12 protein-coding genes are annotated in these 15,692 nt (G+C 50.8%); 6 read left to right on the top strand and 6 right to left on the bottom strand.

The features are described 5' to 3' along the window. Nucleotides 1-9: 9 nt before the first annotated feature. From CAG64_RS15405 to CAG64_RS15390, 4 genes are all read right to left on the bottom strand, one after another. Nucleotides 10-3,165: an efflux RND transporter permease subunit gene (locus CAG64_RS15405; RefSeq protein ID WP_161457960.1), complete on the bottom strand. Its 3,156-nt coding sequence runs from the start codon at nucleotides 3,163-3,165 to the stop codon at nucleotides 10-12. Further along, nucleotides 3,165-4,886: an efflux RND transporter periplasmic adaptor subunit gene (locus tag CAG64_RS15400; protein WP_161457961.1), complete on the bottom strand. Its 1,722-nt coding sequence runs from the start codon at nucleotides 4,884-4,886 to the stop codon at nucleotides 3,165-3,167. The genes CAG64_RS15405 and CAG64_RS15400 overlap by 1 nt, the downstream gene beginning before the upstream one ends. Beyond that, nucleotides 4,883-6,277 carry a TolC family protein gene (locus tag CAG64_RS15395; protein ID WP_161457962.1) on the bottom strand — a complete coding sequence of 465 codons (1,395 nt, stop codon included), beginning with the start codon at nucleotides 6,275-6,277 and terminating at the stop codon, nucleotides 4,883-4,885. The genes CAG64_RS15400 and CAG64_RS15395 overlap by 4 nt, the downstream gene beginning before the upstream one ends. A 104-nt stretch (nucleotides 6,278-6,381) precedes the next feature. Next, nucleotides 6,382-6,765 (bottom strand): hypothetical protein, encoded by a 384-nt coding sequence (locus tag CAG64_RS15390; protein ID WP_161457963.1) that lies wholly within the window; start codon nucleotides 6,763-6,765, stop codon nucleotides 6,382-6,384. Nucleotides 6,766-6,984: 219 nt separating this feature from the next. Here CAG64_RS15390 and CAG64_RS15385 point away from each other — a divergent pair, with 219 nt between their 5' ends. The 5 genes from CAG64_RS15385 (at nucleotide 6,985) to CAG64_RS15365 (ending at nucleotide 11,356) form a co-directional block, all read left to right on the top strand. Beyond that, entirely contained in the window at nucleotides 6,985-7,560 is a 576-nt protein-coding gene (locus tag CAG64_RS15385; RefSeq protein WP_161457964.1) for an O-methyltransferase, read from the top strand. A 31-nt stretch (nucleotides 7,561-7,591) separates the two neighbouring features. Beyond that, nucleotides 7,592-7,888, top strand: a complete 297-nt coding sequence (locus CAG64_RS15380) for a putative quinol monooxygenase (protein WP_021703421.1) — start codon at nucleotides 7,592-7,594, stop codon at nucleotides 7,886-7,888. 94 nt (nucleotides 7,889-7,982) lie between these two features. Then, a complete protein-coding gene (locus tag CAG64_RS15375) occupies nucleotides 7,983-9,344 on the top strand; it encodes an NfeD family protein (RefSeq protein WP_161457965.1) in 1,362 nt (453 codons plus the stop codon). Next, the gene (locus CAG64_RS15370) at nucleotides 9,341-10,129 is read left to right on the top strand and encodes a slipin family protein (RefSeq protein ID WP_202601006.1); all 789 of its coding nucleotides are present in this window, start codon (nucleotides 9,341-9,343) and stop codon (nucleotides 10,127-10,129) included. Before CAG64_RS15375 ends, CAG64_RS15370 begins: the two co-directional genes overlap by 4 nt. Nucleotides 10,130-10,261: 132 nt before the next feature. Then, nucleotides 10,262-11,356 (top strand): AarF/UbiB family protein, encoded by a 1,095-nt coding sequence (locus CAG64_RS15365; RefSeq protein WP_161457966.1) that lies wholly within the window; start codon nucleotides 10,262-10,264, stop codon nucleotides 11,354-11,356. Between the two features lie 10 nt (nucleotides 11,357-11,366). On the opposite strand, the gene CAG64_RS15360 is transcribed toward CAG64_RS15365, so the two are convergent. Together CAG64_RS15360 and CAG64_RS15355 are read right to left on the bottom strand one after the other, a co-directional pair. Next, on the bottom strand, nucleotides 11,367-12,473 hold the full coding sequence (locus tag CAG64_RS15360; protein ID WP_161457967.1) for a M20/M25/M40 family metallo-hydrolase: 1,107 nt from the start codon (nucleotides 12,471-12,473) through the stop codon (nucleotides 11,367-11,369). 158 nt (nucleotides 12,474-12,631) lie between these two features. Beyond that, nucleotides 12,632-14,122 carry an EAL domain-containing protein gene (locus CAG64_RS15355; RefSeq protein WP_161457968.1) on the bottom strand — a complete coding sequence of 497 codons (1,491 nt, stop codon included), beginning with the start codon at nucleotides 14,120-14,122 and terminating at the stop codon, nucleotides 12,632-12,634. 460 nt (nucleotides 14,123-14,582) lie between these two features. Between CAG64_RS15355 and hppD the strand changes: the two genes are divergently transcribed. Then, on the top strand, nucleotides 14,583-15,656 hold the full coding sequence (gene hppD, locus CAG64_RS15350; protein ID WP_161453586.1) for a 4-hydroxyphenylpyruvate dioxygenase: 1,074 nt from the start codon (nucleotides 14,583-14,585) through the stop codon (nucleotides 15,654-15,656). Nucleotides 15,657-15,692 lie beyond the last annotated feature (36 nt).

Below are 15,692 nucleotides of genomic sequence, written 5' to 3'. Positions count from 1 at the left end.
TTGAATTCCTTATTTATCCGAGAGTGACGATTGAGTTGGATTGGTTGGCCGGACTTCCCGGCTCTTCCATAGTTTGAAAATAGCTGGAATAACCAGCAGGGTGAGTAATAAAGCGGACGCCATACCACCGATCATCGGGGCAGCGATGCGTTGCATGACCTCAGAACCTGTGCCTTCGCCATACATGATTGGGATAAGGCCGATGATGACGGTGCTCACGGTCATCATCACCGGGCGGACGCGTAACCCGGCTCCTTCACGAATAGCATCGATCAGTGCCTGTTTTTCCAGCGGTTGATGATTTTCCTGCGCATGCAGCTTGCGCGCGTGCCATGCCTGATTGAGATACACCAGCATGATGACGCCAATTTCCACCGCAACACCGGCGAGTGCGATGAAACCCACACCAACGGCAATAGAGAAGTTGTAGTCCAGCCAATGCATCAGCCAAAGACCGCCCACCATTGCCAGTGGCAGGGTCGCCATAATGATCAGCACCTCTCCAACACGGCGGAAGCTGAAGTAGAGCAGCAACATGATGATGGCGAGTGTGATTGGCGTTACCACACTCAGGCGCGCTTTGGCGCGCTCCATATATTCGTATTGACCAGACCAGGTCAGAGAATAACCGGATGGCATATCGAGTTGTGCCGCGACGGCTTGTTGCGCTTCATGGACGTATGAACCTAGGTCTCGACCATCGATATCGACAAAGACCCAACCGTTCGGACGGGCGTTTTCGGTTTTGATCATCGGTGGACCGTCTTCGTAGCGAATGTCAGCCACATCTGCGAGTGCGATGCGAGCGCCATTTGGCGTTACCAGCGGCAGATTCTGCAGTTTGACGACCGAATCACGGTAGTTTTGCGGGTAACGCACATTGATTGGGTAGCGTTCGAGTCCCTCGATGGTTTCTCCGACATTCATGCCGCCCACGGCGGTGGCAATCACTTGTTGGACATCTTTGATATTCAACCCATACCGCGCCGCCTGACGGCGGTTAATGTCGATCGTGACGTAACGTCCACCAGCGACACGCTCGGCATACACCGACGCCGTCCCGTTTAACTGGTTGAGAATCGGCTCGAGATCGGCGCCAATTTGCTCAATCACGTTCAGGTCTGGTCCGGCAATTTTTATCCCGATCGGTGTTTTGATCCCCGTTGCCAACATGTCGATACGGGTTTTTATTGGCATGACCCAGGCGTTGGTCAGCCCTGGGAACTGAATCAACTGATCAAACTCTTTCCTGAGATCGTCAGTAGTGACGCCGTCACGCCATTGCTCTTTTGGTTTGAGCTGAATGACGGTTTCGATCATGGTCAATGGCGCGGGGTCGGTGGCCGTTTCTGCGCGGCCAATCTTTCCCCACACGGTCGCTACTTCGGGTACGGTCTTGATCAGTTTGTTGGTCTGTTGCAGTAATTCGCGCGCTTTACCGATGGATATGCCGGGGTAGGTAGTCGGCATGTACATCAGGTCGCCCTCATCCAGTGGTGGGATAAACTCACTGCCCACTTTACTGATGGGGTAGTACGCAGACGCCATCAGGGCCAGAGCAAGCATCAGCATCGATTTCGGGTAGCTCAGGCTGAGGTTCAGTAGTGGCCGATAGAGCGCCACCAGGCCGCGATTGACCGGGTTTTTGTGCTCTGGCAGTACCTTTCCGCGGATAAAGTACCCCATCAATACAGGAACCAGTGTGATTGCCAGGCCTGCAGCGGCGGCCATTGCGTACGTTTTGGTGAAGGCAAGAGGCGAGAACATTTTGCCTTCTTGTCCCTCAAGTGCGAAAACCGGCACAAAGCTCAACGTGATGATAAGCAGTGAGAAAAACAGTGGTGCTCCCACTTCCTCAGCCGCACGGCCGATAACCTGCCAACGGTTTTTGTCGGTCAGCGGGGTGCGTTCTATGTGTTTGTGAACGTTCTCAATCATCACGATAGCCCCGTCGACCATAGCACCGATGGCGATGGCGATCCCGCCGAGTGACATGATGTTGGCATTGATACCTTGCCAGTGCATGACCACGAAAGCCGAGAGGATACCGACCGGCAGGCTGAGTGCGATCACCAGCGACGAACGTATGTGGAACAAAAACAGAGCACACACGACCGCCACCACAATGAACTCTTCGGCTAACTTCTTCCAAAGGTTGTCGACGGCGGCGTTGATCAGCGTTGAACGGTCGTAAGTCGAGACAATTTCCACGCCATCAGGCAGGCTGCGCTGCAACTCGGAAAGTTTGTCTTTGACGGCCGCGATCACGTCACTGGCGTTTTCGCCGTAACGCATCACGATCACACCGCCGACGGCTTCACCTTCTCCGTTTAATTCAGAGATGCCGCGACGCATTTGAGGCCCCAGATTGATGTCGGCGATATCACCCAGCAGCAATGGAGTACCTTTGCTGGTGACTTTCAACGGTAGCGCGCGGATATCGTCGACATTTCGCAGATAGCCGGTGGTACGTACCATATGTTCAGCTTCGGCCACTTCAACCACTGACGCACCCGTCTCCTGGTTGCCATTTTGTATGGCGTTGTTGACCTGTTGTAGCGTCAGATCGTAGGCACGCAGTTTGGCCGGATCGATTTGTACCTGATACTGTTTGACCATGCCACCGACTGTGGCGACTTCAGACACCCCGCTCACGGTTTGCAGTTCGTATTTCAAGAACCAGTCTTGCAAGCTGCGCAATTGGGCCAGATCGTGTTGACCGGTTTTGTCCTGCAACACATAGCTGTAAACCCAACCAACACCGGTTGCGTCGGGACCGAGCGTGGGCTTAGCATTCGGTGGTAACTTAGGGGCGACCTGGCTGAGATACTCCAGTACCCGCGAACGCGCCCAGTACATGTCGGTATCATCATCAAAGATAATGTATACGTATGAGTCGCCGAAGAAGGAGTAACCTCGCACCGTGACGGCTCCTGGAACGGCGAGCATCGCGGTGGTGAGTGGGTAGGTGACCTGATCCTCAACCACCTGAGGCGCTTGCCCCGGATAGCTGGTTTTAATGATCACCTGAACATCCGATAAGTCCGGCAGAGCGTCGACGGGGGTGTTCTTGACACTGTATAAACCGCCCAGAGTCAGAAACAGGGTCGCAATCAGCACCAGAAAACGGTTGTTGATCGACCAGCGTATAATGGCTGCAATCATTACTTGCCTCCCTGAATTGCCGGTTCAATATCAACCAGCGTGTAGTCTGAGCCGCTGCGAGCGATCAGAAACCGAACCGTTTCACCTTCTTTGAACGCGGACAAATCGATGTCATCGGCCACCGAAAAGTTCATCACGCCTGCGTCCCACTGCCACTCGTGGACTGGCTGATGTTTCAGTGTGAGCATGCCGAAATCGGCCATCAGCATGGTGATGTCTCCCGTCACCCAGACTTCCGCAGCCAGCACGCTGTGGTCCGCTTTCACGTTAATAACTTCAAACTGGCCGGCATCGGTTTTGGCCATCTCAAATTCAATGGCCTGACCTCTGCCAAGAGTCGAGAGGTCAACCTGTTCGTTTACCTGAAAGTTCATGGTCATGCCCGGCCAGTCCCACTGTGGCACCGGTTGGTGGCGGATGGTAAGCATGCGGTGATCTGCCATCACGTCGGTGATCTCTCCTTTGGCCCACGCGGTATTGTTCAAGGCATCTGCGTCGTTACCAGAATCAATGCGTGACAGATCGGCAGACTGGCTCGACTCTGAGTCGAGCATAAAGTGTGCGGAGGTCACGACAATGTCGTCGTCTTTGAGCCCTTTAAGGACTTCAACACGGTCATCCGCTTCTCGTCCGGTTTCGATGCGCACAGAGCGGTATTGGCCGTCACCTTCTGCCAGCACGACACGGCTCATGCCACCTGCGTGAATAACGGCTGAGCGTGGAACGGTGAGCACCGATTGTTGAGATTTGGGTTGTAGGGTGATACCAGCAAACATGTTCGGTTTGAGTTCCCCATCCGGGTTAGGGAATTTCAGCCGCATGCGCAATGTGCGGGTTTGTGGATCCAGAATAGGGTAGACATAATCCACTTCGCCTTGCCATGATTGGCCTGGAAGAGAATCAAGACTCATGGTGGCCGGACTGCCGGATGTGATCCAGTGAGCCTGGCGCTCGAACACTTCGGCATCAACCCAGACATCGTCAAGCGGGCCGGCACTGATCACCGTCTGAGCCGGCGACAGATATCCCCCTTCGCGAATATTGAGGCTGGCGATAATGCCATCTGCGGCGGCTTTGATGGCGATGGTTTGCTGAGCTTTACCGCTTTTTACGATCTGGCGGATCTGTTCGCGGTCGACACCAAGCGATACTAGCCGTTCAGTGGCGCCTTTAATCAGGCCGCTACGGCCCGTCCGGTAAGCATTAAGCAGTTCTTCCTGCGCTTTGACCAGATCAGGTGAATAGAAAGTGAAGAGCACATCACCTTGTTGGACTTTCTCGCCGACCGCATTGATGTGCAGTTTTTCGACCCAGCCAGCCACACGCACGTTGGTTTGCCATAATCGACTTTCATCAAAAGCGATATAGCCGACAGTCTCGATACGCGGCGCAAGGTAGGCCTTTTTTACTGCTTCTCGTTTGACGCCCAAGTTGTTCTCCACCGAGGGGCTGATGGTGACCGTGCCCGCCGCCTGTGTATTGTTGGCCTGCTCTTCGGCATACACAGGAATGAGATCCATGCCCATCGGCGATTTCCCCGGCTTATCTCGTCGATAGTTCGGGTCCATTGGAGCGACCCAATACAGTGGTTCATCGGTTGATGAAGACGCGGTGCTGGCGGATAAGGCGGCACTCTGCCCAACTGGCAGAAATTGGTTGGCGGTAAAGCCGAGTGCAACACCGACGGTCAGTGCCAGTGTCGTGATAGTGATTGTTTTCATTGTTGGCGCTCCTGAGCAGATGAGGCAGTCGGTGACAGATCGGGTTGGTTCACTTGATAGCCAAATGCGTCTAGCAGATAAGCCAGATTGCTGTTAGCAATGTTCAGATCCGTTAACAACCGCTGCTTTTCCAGATCCAGCGCCAGCTCATCGGCTGTGGCGGTGAGCACATCATTAAACTGAGCCGTGTTGTTCTGGTAACCGCGTTCTACGGCCCGGGTCCGCTCTTTAGCGCGTTGCAATAAGGTGTCCTGATAACGTTCCAGACGTTGCTTCAGGTTATTCTTGTCGACCAGCAATGCGTTCACTTTGGCGTTCATTTGTGCCAGCAGCAGGTCTTTGTTGGATTTAGCGGCACCAACCTGATATTGCGCGGCGGCATGCTGGCGATCCTGACGATTGCCGGTAAACAGCGGAATATCCAATGTCAGGTAGGCGCTGACTAAATCCGACGCGGGTTCGCCTCGCATGTTGTTGGCCTGCCGATAGGCGTACATGACTTCCACGCCAAACTGAGGTGTGTATGCCTGCTCAGCCAGTTCGACCTGAGTCTGACTGGTGGTGACGGCCACATCGGCCATTTTTAGCATGGGGTGCTGGTTTAGCAGAGCATAGTGCTGGTTGCCGTCAGATTGGCGTAACTTGGCCTCGAGATCAGGCCAGTCGAGTGTGTTACTGGCGGAAATACGGGCCTGATTGCTGAGCCAGACGGGACCTAACCATTCGGACAACTGGGATTGGATACGACGCTGCATTTGTTGATTGGCAAGCAGTTTTTCATCCAGCTTGCTCACTTGCAGTTGAGCTTGAATCAGATCCTGAGTGTCACTCTTCCCGAGTTGATAGTTGGTCGCAATGTAGCGCTCCATTTCTTTCATCAGGCGCAGGTTCTCACGCAGGATGCGTTCGGCTTGTTGCTGGTAACCCAGCTCAAGCCAAAGCTGGGTCATGCTGTTCGCGACCTCGAGCTCACGTGTCTGGCGTTGCAGTTGCATTGCATCGGCTTGCTGCCCCGTTTGCTTTTGTTTGAGATCAAGTGTTGAGCCTCGCTCAAACTGTTGCATCAATCCGACCGAGATGTTTGTCATCGGATCGTCATCAAATTTAAAGCTATCGACGGGCAGGCCGCCGACACCGACTTTGAGTTTCGGATCCATCAATGTGGCATTGGCGATGGCCGTTTCCCTCAGGGATAACTCCTGAGCGTAGATTTGTTTGCGACTCGCGTCATTTTCCAGCGCGAGTTCAATCCATTGCTTGAGTATGGGCTGGTGTGCGGGTACGTCTTGTTGTACCGCCGTACGTACGCTGCCTGAAGCAGCCAGTGGCGCAGACGTCAACCCAACTAGTCCACTCACAGCAATAGCGAGTATGGATGGTTTGATTTTCACGTGTAGATTCCATCAATCGTGAGGCGTGAACGAATTCAGGCCAAGCGAAAACACCCGTTTCTAAAGTGTTAAAGGAAACGGAATACAATCAGATTGAAAAGAAATCAGACGATAGGGGGGCGATAGAGTGTGGTTTGCCGTTTGATTTTTATCGCAGGCAGATCGTGAGGCACGGGCGCGCGCAGGTGTGAGCGCGTCAAACTGGTTATCGGTGCAGGCAAGGTGGCAAGAGCACTAATACACGTAACGTTGCAACAGTCTTGTAACCCGGACCAGCCATCACAGCCATAACCATTGCTTTTTGCCATCGAGTGATGCGCATTGGGCGTATGGTCGGTTGTACTCGGGGACGACATCATGGACTGATGATGCGTAGAGGATGAGGTTTGAAATGCCATGCTTGGATCAGCTGATGATACGCCAGACACTAGAAAGGCCAGCACAGTCAGCAACGTCATCCAAATTGTACGAAGAGAGTACTTAGGCATAACAACATATCCATTCAAAGAGAAACTAAGTATAGACCTTTCCCTTAGGGGAAGGTCAATGAACTTGCACAATAAAGTGAAATTTTGTTGTTGCTAATCATTAAGTTGGCTTTCTGTTTGTTAAGTGAGTGTGATTTAAGAACAAAAAGCCTGCTGATGACAAATTTTTATATGTTACTGTTTGCTTATTAATGTTCTGGCTGCCTTGTGGAGGGAATCATGAATCTAGGCAATTTGCTGGTTGAACTTGAGCAAGTGGGGTTGCAAAACGATGCGCCACAAAGCGATCGAGCCAAGAAGTATCTCAACATCACTCGAGATACAGGCGAATTTTTAGCGTTGCTGATCAAAGCAACGCAATCAAATCAAGTGCTTGAAATCGGCACATCCAATGGGTATTCCTCATTGTGGCTGGCAAATGCGCTACCAGCCAATGGACAGCTTTTTACGATTGAGTTCTTATCAAGCAAAGCGGATGAGGCGCAAAGACATTTTGAACGTGCCGGGTTGAGTCACAAGATCACGCAGTTACGGGGTGATGCTACTGAGCTGGTGAATGAGTTGTCCGGTGCGTTTGATTTCATTTTTTTGGATGCCAACCGTGCGACCTATTGTGCCATGGCCGAACGACTCTTCGTACTGTTGAAGCCCGGAGGCCTAATGGTGTGTGATAACGCGGTTTCTCACCAGCAGGAGCTGGCTGAATTCGTGGATTGGGTTACGGCCCAGCCGCATCTGCAAACTTCTTTGGTGCCTGTCGGTAAAGGAGAACTGCTGATTTACAAGAACCAGTAGTGAAATTTACTTATCAAGTTAAGGTATTGCAATGATCAACACTTCTCTTTTTGTTATGGCGACTATCACGCCCAAAAGTCAGTATTTTGAGCAAGTAAAAGCTGAGCTGCTGTCCATTCTTGAACCCACTCGCGCCGAGCCGGGCTGCCTGCGCTTTGATCTGCACGAATCCGAGTGTCAAACTGCTCTTTACTTGTATGAGGAGTGGACTGATAAGCACGATCTCGACGCACATCACCAACAAGCGTACACCCGTCAAGCGGCCAGTAAACTGATCGACTGGCTGGCTGCGCCGACCCAAGTTTCTTTAATGCATAAAGTGGATTGAGCCCCCTTCATAGACAAATGAACGTGCCCACTGTGCCATGACGAGTATACAGAATGAGCTACACTGATAAGGTATCTCGTTGTGGACAAATAAGATGTATCGGTGGGTTATCGGGATTATCTTGAGCTGTCTCATCGGAATTCCGAGTCCGTATGTGGACGGCGCTGAGGAAGCACCGTCCGCGAACACAAAGACAGTTCCTGTACTGACAATCAGCGGAGCAATTGGCCCTGCTGTCGGCGACTATTTGATTAAAGAGATTCAGCGCGCCAATCAACTTTCCAATGCGGTCGCATTGGTTATCACTATTGATACGCCGGGTGGACTGGTTTCCAGCCTGCGCGATATAAACCAACATATTCTCGCCTCCAATATTCCGGTTTTGTGCCTGGTCTATCCGCAGGGGGCCCGAGCTGCCAGTGCCGGGACCTATCTTTTGTACGCTTGCCATATTGCAGCGATGTCGTCGGCAACCACATTAGGAGCCGCAACGCCAGTGAACATCAGTGGGCCGGCGGGTGGTGGCGAACAAAAAGAGGATCAGAAATCGGCAGAGCCCTCTACCATGGAAAAGAAAATGCTCAACGACTCGATTGCCTACATTCGATCGCTGGCCCAATTGCGCGGACGCAACGTTGAATGGGCAGAAAAAGCCGTGCGTGAGGCGGCGACATTGTCCGCTCCTGAAGCCTTAGAACTGAACGTGATTAACCTGATTGTCGAAACGCCGGCTGAACTGGTCAGACAGGCGAATGGTAAGAGCGTGACAATCAATAATCAGTTAACCGTGATGGAGCTGGCGGGAGCTGTTACGGAGCCGCGTGAACCGGATTGGCGTAACCAGTTCTTATCCACCATTACCGATCCCAACATTGCCTATATTCTGATGCTCATCGGTGTGTATGGACTATTGCTTGAATTCTACAGCCCTGGATTCGGCATTTCGGGCATTGTCGGAGCGATTTCTTTGCTGATTGCCCTGTATGCATTTCAGCTGTTACCGGTTAACTACGTCGGTCTTGGCCTGATGTGTGTAGGGCTGGCCTTGTTGGTGGCTGAGTCGCTGATCCCGAGTTTCGGTTTATTTGGTATCAGCGGGATGGTGGCGTTTGTGTTGGGCTCGGTATTCCTGCTCGACAGTGATATCCCCGATCTCAGAGTGTCATTGAATCTGATTTACGGTATTGCTGCGCTGTCCGGCGGGTTCATTGTCTTCGTACTCGGTCGTTTGTTAAAGCTGAGAAAACAAAAAATAGTCAGCGGTCAGGAAGAGCTGCTCGATAGTGAAGCTCAGGTGTTAGGGAGCTTCAACGGCAAAGGGTTTGTGCAAGTCAGTGGGGAACGGTGGGCGGCAGAGAGTCAGGAGCCGGTCGAGAAAGGCGAGACAGTCCGGATCAACGCAGTTGATGGCCTGACTCTGAAAGTATCCAAGATTTCGGGGAGCAAAGAAAAATGATGGAAATTCTGATTGAAAGCGGCATGCTGACCCCAGTACTGGCTGTGATTCTGCTGTTGTTACTGGCGTTTAGTCTGTTCCATATACTGCGTGAGTATGAACGGGGTGTGATCTTCTTCCTGGGGCGTTTTCAACGCGTCAAAGGGCCGGGCTTGATCATTGTGATTCCTTTGGTTCAACAAATTGTTCGGGTGGATTTACGTACCGTCGTGATGGACGTTCCGACTCAGGATGTGATTAGCCGGGATAACGTGTCTGTGCGGGTGAATGCGGTGATCTATTTTCGGGTTATCGACGCTCAGAAAGCGATCATTAATGTGGAGGACTTCCTTCAAGCCACGTCTCAACTGGCACAAACCACGTTGCGTTCTGTGCTGGGGCAACACGAATTGGATGAGATGCTGGCGAACCGAGACATGCTGAATACCGACATTCAAGCGATTCTGGACGCCAGAACCGACGGCTGGGGGATCAAGGTGTCTGACGTTGAAATTAAACACATCGATCTGAACGAATCGATGATTCGGGCGATTGCTCGTCAGGCGGAGGCCGAACGAACCCGGAGAGCCAAGATCATTCACGCTTCTGGTGAAATGGAAGCGTCCGATAAGCTGGTGGAGGCGGCGAGCAAACTGGCGTCTGAGCCAAACGCGATACTGCTGCGCTACCTGCAGACGCTGACCGAAATAGCCGGTGAGAAAAACTCGACGATTCTATTTCCGATGCCGATGGAGTTAATGAAAGGTTTGTTTGGAAAAGACGGCTCGGGCAAAGATAAACAATAAGCGATTTTCTTCGTCATCAAGCACCGGCCCGCGCGCCGGTGTTTTTGTGCTTATGACCTGATTTCAAAGGCGTCATCACGGATTGTAGACCCGGCTTGTCGCTACATTGAGCGTTTTGTCAGGGAGAGAATCATGAATCAGGAACAGAAACGTCAGGTCCAGCAGAAGGCATTTGTCGAAAGCGGGCAGGAGTTATCGATCGGTACACTCGACGGTTTGGGGATCGATGTCGTGACGTTGGCGGCAACCACATCAGCATCGAATTATGTACAACAAGTGTTTGATTCCGGACTGACCGCAGTGGTCTATAAACTGAATCTGGGTGGAGAGAACTGGACCCTGAAACGTAAACGTGATCAAAGCCTGGTAAAGAACATCGACGGGCAAACCTCATTTCTCAACGAAGTGCAGCGACGCTGCGATTTTACCCACCTCAAACAACAGGCTCAGGGCGGTTTTGAACACGTCGTTGATACGCGTTATGCCTCTTTTTTGCATGGCGTGATTCTGTCGCCCTGGATTGAGGGGGAGGGCTTATCGCGATTGGATGAAAGCGTCTTTCGTCAGATATTTTCAACCATTTGTTCGCTGGAAATGGCCGGACTGTTTGAATGGGACTTATGTCCGGGTAACTTGCTTGTTGACCAGAGTGGCCAGATTAAGCTGTTTGATTTTGGCTATATGTACCGTTTTGATCCCAAAACAGAATTTAACAGTAACGGTCTGGATACACCGATGTTTCACGGGGTGGAGCGTTTTGAAACCCGGTTCTTTTTCGATTATCTGCTTAAGCACTCTCACACCTTGAGTGCGCAGGAACAATTGACCTTGTATCACTGTGAGAAAACCTGTGCGTTTGAGGCCTACCAGGACAAACGTAGCCGTTTGGCTGATCGCGGAGCCAGTGAGGCAGTGCTGAGTTGGCATGATGCGTTATTAAACGACTGGCAACAGGCGTTGAAGGAGGAATCGGCGCTGCGCCGTTTATTCCAGCGGGAAAAGTTTCGTTCCACACTACTCGATATGCTGGATGATGTGCACGGCAAGTCATGTACGCACTACACACTGCAAAAGGCAGATTATGTGCTGAATGCCTTAGAAAAGGATTATGGACAACTTAAGCAAGAAGGTGGATTATTTTTTGGCGATGAGCATTGCACTCAGGCGCAATTGTTAGCGAAGTATCGTGCCATGAGAGCTGATGCGGTGCGATATCAGCTCTCATAAACTGACCGGTTTAGTGCGTCAGGTAATGCTTCACAAATTCCGCCACTTTGACCATGTCATCAATAGCAATGTGCTCATCTGTGGTATGCACTTTGGCCATTCCGGTGGAGATGTTCACTGTGGTTAAGCCTTTTGCATTGAAGTTATTGGCGTCACTGCCTCCGCCCGTGCGTTTGGTCTTCGGAATCAGGCCGATGGCTTTAAAGGCGGTTTTGATCGATGCGATATGCGGATGATTGTCATCCAAAACGAAGGCGTTATACGCGCGAGTGGACTCAATCAATGCTTCGGCGCCATGTGTGGCCGCTACCGATTTAAATGTTTCGGTCATGTGAGCGACCTGCGCTGCGAGTTTAGTGTCATTGAGTGAGCGGGCTTCAGCGACAATTTTCAGCTCTGGCATCACGATGTTGGTTGCGCCACCACCTTGCACCAGGCCAATGTTTGCCGTGGTTTCTTCATCGATACGCAGCAGTTTCATTTGAGTGATCGCTTCCGCTGCAACCCCAATCGCACTGATGCCTTCTTCTGGCGCAAGTCCTGCGTGGGCGGGGCGGCCTTTAATTGTGACGGTCAGCTTTTGCTGGCCGGGCGCAGCGTTGACAATAGTGCCGATCGGGCCTCCGGTATCCAGCACGATGGCTTTGTCGGACTGGATATAGGCCATGTCGAAGTGTCGGGAGCCAAACAACCCGCCTTCTTCATGGACGGTAAAAGCGATCTCAATGGTTTTGTGGGCGAGCTTGTGTGCCTGGATGGCGCGCACCGCTTCAACGATCGCCGCAATGCCGGATTTATCGTCGCCACCAAGAACCGTACTGCCTTTGGATCGGATAATGCCATCTTCAATGACCGGTTCCACGCCGACTCCCGGTTTGACGGTGTCCATATGGCAACTCAGCACCACGCTGTCGTTGAGCGTCCCTTCCAGTCGGGCATACAGATTGAATCCGTTGGAGATCGTTTCCGGGACCGGCAGTCTACTGACACTGAATCCCAGAGAACCCAGTTGTTCGGCCAGTGTCTCACCAATCTGTTTTTCGTTGCAGGATTCGCTGTCGATCTTCACCAACTGGATAAAGTGTTCAACTAAACGCTCGCGGTTAATCTGAGTCATTATGGTACCTCGATAGGGAACAGAGGCGATTACCTTAACGCTCTTAGGGGCAGTGTAACCCTGAGATAAATCAAAGAAACCACCAATCCTGGTAACAACGTCAGGTAAGCTGTTGATGCAAAGAATCCACGGCGCTTGGCATTTGCGCCGTGGATAAATCAGATCAGTTGTTTGAGTTCATTGAGCATCATCGGGCGGTAGTAGTAATAACCCTGATGGAAACGCACGCCTTTCGCAGTGAGGTATTTGACCTGCTCCAGTGTTTCCACGCCTTCTGCGATGATATGAACATTGAGTTGATGTCCAAGTTCAATGATCGAATTGAGCACTGGGGCGTTGATGGATTCGATACCTATGGTGTCAACGAAACATTTGTCTATTTTCAGGTAGTCAAAGCGGATGTTTTGCATCACAGAGAGAGCCGTATGTCCGGTGCCAAAATCATCGATGGCAACGTCAATACCCAGTGCACGCACATCATCGAGTATGCTTTGAGTTTCTTTATCGAGTAACTGGCGCTCAGTGATTTCCAGCCCGAGGATCAGGTTAAGCTCGTCAAAACGCTGCTGATTTAACTTGAGATTTTCCAGACAGTTTTTACAGTTGAGATAAGAAGGCGGCACATTAATCCCGATGTGAACGCGGTGTTTAAACACCAAATCTTTGCAATCTCGGTACGCACAATCGAACACATAATCGGTCAGCTCATTGATCAGGTTATGTTCTTCCGCCAGCGCGATAAACGTATCTGGGCGGATATACCCGGTTTGAGGATGAATCCAACGCATCAGCGCTTCAAACCCTGAAATTTGATTGGTTTCGATGTCCACGACAGGCTGGTAAACCAGAAAGAACTCCTGGCGTGCCAATGCTTTTTTGATGTCGCTCAGCATGGTGTTTTTACGCCCAGACCACATCATTAATATGAAGATCAGCGCAGACAGCGCCAGCGAGACCGGCAATGCCGACAACAGGAAAAAGCCCTGTTGTGATCGGCTGTAGTCGGCACTGGCTTCAACAAAAATCTCGTAACCAAATTTTTTCGACTTGACCACCGTGTGTCTTGTGTCCGATTCAAAACGCTCATCGACCGGGAAGTAACGTGTACCGGAACGAATAACGGCTCGCTTCACCCGGCTGTCATTGGTGTAGCCTAACTTAGCAATGACGAACTGCTTTTCAACCCCGGAGACAACCCCGATATTCGGTTGTGTTCGGTGTACGTCGACCACGATCAGTGTCCGGGCTTTGATGTCTTGCCCCAAATCATAGAGAAATACTCCCGCTCGCAATCCACTTTCTGGCAGCCTGTCACTTACATCTATGGATGATTCCCCGCGTTTGGACGAGCAGATCAATTTGCGGTCTTTGATCACAAACATTTCTCGTAAGACACTTTCGAACAGCAAGTCCTGCTGAATACGTTCGCAGTTCTCCGGGTGACGCAATGCTTTCAAATTTTCACTACGCAGGTCTTCAATAATGTCATCTAAGGTATGAACATACCCGTCAGCGATGTTGCTCAGTCCGTCATCAATACTCATCAAGCCTGCTTTGTAAGCCGCCAGAAACACGATAGGCATTGGCAGCAGGAGAATGGCAATGATGACTTTAATAGTGCTTTTTGATATTGGGTTGTTTTTTAGCATGCAAGCAAATTATTAATTATTTCAATGATTTCTCATAAATGAGAGGGAGAGTATAGTGAATAACCATAAATAAACAATTGTCATTCCGCGACAATCACACCTAAATTACAAAAAACCTAAGTTGCATAGGGAATCGATTGCGTAGCGTTTTGTTCGAAATCCTGTTGTGTAATTCAAGCGGTACTTTCTGCGTAACAGATTTACACCTGCAGGGTGCTCGTCTGAGTTTCGTTACACAGTAAAAACTTGTCTCTAAACATCAGTTTAGCTGGTGTTTAATGCAAATAATGTAAAGGTTGTTTAATTTATGTAAATTTATTGTGACGATGGCCGTCATTTCTTTTTATTACAGCTATTTAGCCTGCTGTATTTCCTTTTTATTGGTTGTGCTTCACCTTTAATACATACCGCTTTGTGAGGGCGTGTGGACGCCCCTGTGATGAACCTAAAGGAGTAGAGCATGACTGAATCGTACAACCCACTGGGCACTGATGGTTTTGAGTTTGTGGAATATACCGCTGCAAATGAGAAAGGCATTGCCGACCTGAAAGCACTGTTCAGTTCGCTGGGTTTTGCGGAGATCGCGAAGCACCGCTCAAAAGAGGCGTGGCTGTATCGTCAGGGCGAGATCAGCTTTATTGTCAACGCTCAGCCTCATAGTCAGGCAGAAGAGTTTGCGAAAGAACATGGCCCTTCAGTGTGTGGCATGGCTTTCCGTGTACACGATTCTGCGCAAGCGATGGCGCATGCGCTTGCTAACGGCGCGAAACAGTACGTAACCGAAATCGGCCCGATGGAACTGAGTATTCCAGCCGTTTACGGCATTGGTGAAAGCCTGCTGTACTTTGTTGACCGCTATGGTAGCAGCAGCATCTATGACGTGGACTTCAAATTCTACGACGATGCACAAGAGCGCCTGAAGAAAATGGATGCGGGCCTCTACGTCATTGATCACCTGACACACAATGTGAAGCAGGGCAACATGGATGTTTGGGCCGGTTTTTACGAGCGTATCGGTAACTTCCGTGAAATCCGTTATTTCGACATTGAAGGGAAACTGACGGGGCTGGTTAGCCGCGCCATGACAGCACCATGTGGCAAAATTCGTATTCCGATTAATGAATCATCGGACGATAAATCGCAGATTGAAGAATTCATCCGTGAGTACAATGGTGAAGGTATCCAGCATATCGCTCTGAGTACTGATGACATCTACAAAACCGTCAGCACACTGCGCGAACGTGGTATGGACTTTATGCCGACACCAGACACCTACTACGAGAAAGTCAACGCTCGTGTGGAAGGGCATACCGAGGATGTCGACAAACTGCGTGAACTGCAAATTCTGATCGATGGCGCGCCGATGAAAGATGGCATTCTGCTGCAAATCTTCACTCAAACCGTTATCGGTCCTGTGTTCTTCGAAATCATCCAGCGTAAAGGCAATGAAGGCTTTGGTGAAGGTAATTTCAAAGCGCTGTTTGAATCGATAGAAGAAGATCAGATTCGTCGTGGAGTGCTGAGCGATGCATAAATGGATCACATTCCCTCACCGGGAGGGAGTGTGTTC

The sequence above is a fragment of the Vibrio sp. V38_P2S17PM301 genome (assembly GCF_009904845.1).
GTDB classification, from domain to species: Bacteria; Pseudomonadota; Gammaproteobacteria; order Enterobacterales; family Vibrionaceae; genus Vibrio; species Vibrio proteolyticus.
This window is presented reverse-complemented; position numbering and strand designations above follow the sequence as displayed.

What these genes read in the sequence shown, in the direction of transcription:
- CAG64_RS15370 (WP_202601006.1), top strand. Translation starts at nt 9,341, where the DNA reads ATGATGGAAATTCTGATTGAAAGCGGCATGCTGACCCCAGTACTGGCT.
- CAG64_RS15385 (WP_161457964.1), top strand. Translation starts at nt 6,985, where the DNA reads ATGAATCTAGGCAATTTGCTGGTTGAACTTGAGCAAGTGGGGTTGCAA.
- hppD (WP_161453586.1), top strand. Translation starts at nt 14,583, where the DNA reads ATGACTGAATCGTACAACCCACTGGGCACTGATGGTTTTGAGTTTGTG.
- CAG64_RS15400 (WP_161457961.1), bottom strand. Translation starts at nt 4,886, where the DNA reads ATGAAAACAATCACTATCACGACACTGGCACTGACCGTCGGTGTTGCA.
- CAG64_RS15375 (WP_161457965.1), top strand. Translation starts at nt 7,983, where the DNA reads ATGTATCGGTGGGTTATCGGGATTATCTTGAGCTGTCTCATCGGAATT.
- CAG64_RS15360 (WP_161457967.1), bottom strand. Translation starts at nt 12,473, where the DNA reads ATGACTCAGATTAACCGCGAGCGTTTAGTTGAACACTTTATCCAGTTG.
- CAG64_RS15405 (WP_161457960.1), bottom strand. Translation starts at nt 3,165, where the DNA reads ATGATTGCAGCCATTATACGCTGGTCGATCAACAACCGTTTTCTGGTG.
- CAG64_RS15365 (WP_161457966.1), top strand. Translation starts at nt 10,262, where the DNA reads ATGAATCAGGAACAGAAACGTCAGGTCCAGCAGAAGGCATTTGTCGAA.
- CAG64_RS15390 (WP_161457963.1), bottom strand. Translation starts at nt 6,765, where the DNA reads ATGCCTAAGTACTCTCTTCGTACAATTTGGATGACGTTGCTGACTGTG.
- CAG64_RS15355 (WP_161457968.1), bottom strand. Translation starts at nt 14,122, where the DNA reads ATGCTAAAAAACAACCCAATATCAAAAAGCACTATTAAAGTCATCATT.
- CAG64_RS15380 (WP_021703421.1), top strand. Translation starts at nt 7,592, where the DNA reads ATGATCAACACTTCTCTTTTTGTTATGGCGACTATCACGCCCAAAAGT.